2 protein-coding genes are annotated in these 2,045 nt (G+C 66.0%); one reads left to right on the forward strand and one right to left on the reverse strand.

Features of this window, described 5'->3' with window-relative positions:
• Positions 1-1,007 (forward strand): NAD(P)H-quinone oxidoreductase (locus VFJ08_RS05775; protein WP_324996094.1); only part of this gene is annotated, 1,007 nt, incomplete at its 5' end.
• A gap of 31 nt (positions 1,008-1,038) precedes the next feature.
• Here VFJ08_RS05775 and VFJ08_RS05780 read toward each other — a convergent pair.
• The coding region (locus VFJ08_RS05780) for a glycoside hydrolase family 15 protein (protein ID WP_324996097.1) at positions 1,039-2,045 on the reverse strand (1,007 nt) is incomplete at its 5' end.

Here is a 2,045-nt window from a genome sequence, read left to right on the forward strand (position 1 = left end):
TTATGCGCGCATGGCTGATCAACGATAAGGACGATTCGCAGGAGTTGGTCCTGGAAGACATCAAGGCGCCCAAGCCCGGGCCGAATGAAATCGTCGTGGACGTCCGGGCGATCGGTATCAACCGCGCCGATATCCTGCAGCGCAAGGGCGCCTACCCGCCGCCTGAGGGTTTCGACCCGCGCCGGCCGGGGCTGGAGTACGCCGGCGAGGTGGCCGCGGTCGGTAAGCGCGTGACCGCGCGCAAGGAGGGCGACCCGGTCATGGGTCTGGTCGGTGGCGGCGCCTACGCCGAGCAGATCGTGGTGCACGAGCGCGATACCATGACACCGCCGGCCCACTACGATCATGCCTACGCGGCGGCCTTGCCCGAGGCGTTTCTCACGGCCTATCGCGGTCTGTTCCTGGAAGGCGGGCTCGCGCCCGGCCAGTGGGCGCTCGTGCGCGGCGCGACTTCCGGCGTGGGATTGGCCGCGCTGCAATTGATCGCCGCGCTCGGCAGCCGCTCGATCGCCACCAGCCGCTCACAGGAACGGCTCGACGAGCTGTCGGCGCGATTCAAGTCGCTCGGCCTTGGCCCGGCATTCGATATTGGCGCGGTCGACGACGAGAACGGCGTCGCCGAACGGGTGCACAACCAGACCGGGGGCGCGCATGTCGTGCTCGATCTTGTCGGCGCCTCGGTGCTGGAAGACAACTTGGCCGCGCTGCGCGACGAAGGCCGCCAGGTCCAGATCGGCATGATGGGCGGCGCCGAGGCCGAGCTGAACATGGGTACGCTGCTTATGCGGCGGCTGTCGATCACGGCCATGACCATGCGCAGCCTGCCGTTGGAACGGCGCATCGCCATGGCGCGGCTGTTCGAGGATCGTCTGCGGCCGTTGTTCGAGGCCGGCCGGCTACGCGCCGTGCTGGACCAGACCTTCGATTTCGAGCAGGCCGTGGCGGCGCAGACGGCCATGGAGTCGGGCAGCCATCTCGGCAAGCTGGTGCTGGTGCGCAACCGCTGATCGGCGGATTAGCCGCGCTGCGCCGGCGGCTCTAGAGCACTTCCTCCCAGCGCCGCGACAGATGCCGCGCGGCGTTGATGATGCCGACCATGCTGTAGGTTTGCGGATAGTTGCCCCAGAGTTCGCCGGTTTGCGGATCGATGTCCTCGGACAACATGCCGAGATCACTGCGATGGTCGAGCATGTTGTCGAACAGGTGTTGCGCCTCGTCGGTCCGCCCGATCGAGGACAAGGCTTCGATGTACCAGAACGTGCAGATGTTGAAGGCGTTCTCCGGCGCGCCGAAGTCGTCGGCGGCGGCATAGCGAAACAGATAATCGCCGCGCTTGAGCGTCTCGCCCACGGCCTCGACCGTACCGATATAACGTGGATCGTCGGCCGGCAGGAACGACAGTTCGTTCATCAGCAGCAGCGAGGCGTCGATGTCTTCGCCGCCGAAGGACTCGACGAAGCTGTTGCGCTGTTCATTCCAGGCTTGTTCGCAGATCGCGGCGTGAATTTCGTCGGCGCCTTGCTGCCAGCGCCCGGCGTCCTGCTTCAGTTCCAGATGCCGGGCGATGCGCGCCAGGCGGTCGCAGGCGACCCAGCACAGCAGCGCCGAATGCGTATGCACGCGCGCCCGGCCGCGGTATTCCCAAATGCCGGCGTCCGGCGTGTGGTAGTTGGCCAGCGCTTTTTCACCCAGCGGCTCGAGATGCCGAAACAGGGTCTCTTCCTTGAGGTGCGACAGCCGCTCGTCGAAGAAAACCTGGGTAATCGCGAGGATCACGCTGCCGTAGACATCGTGTTGGACCTGCCGATAGGCGTCGTTGCCGAAACGCACCGGCCCCATGCCGCGGTAGCCGGCGAGGTGCTCGGCCCGGACCTCGGGCAGCTCGGCCTCGCCGTTGATGCCGTAGACCGGCTGCAGTGTGTTGTCCTCGGCGTTGGCGACCAGATTGATGATGTATTGGAGATAGTTCTCCATGGTGCGGGTCGCGCCCAGCCGGTTGAGCGCGCGGATCACGAAGTAGGAATCGCGCAGCCAGCAGTGGCGAT

The organism is Salinisphaera sp. (genome assembly GCF_035690525.1).
Classification (GTDB): Bacteria; Pseudomonadota; Gammaproteobacteria; order Nevskiales; family Salinisphaeraceae; genus Salinisphaera.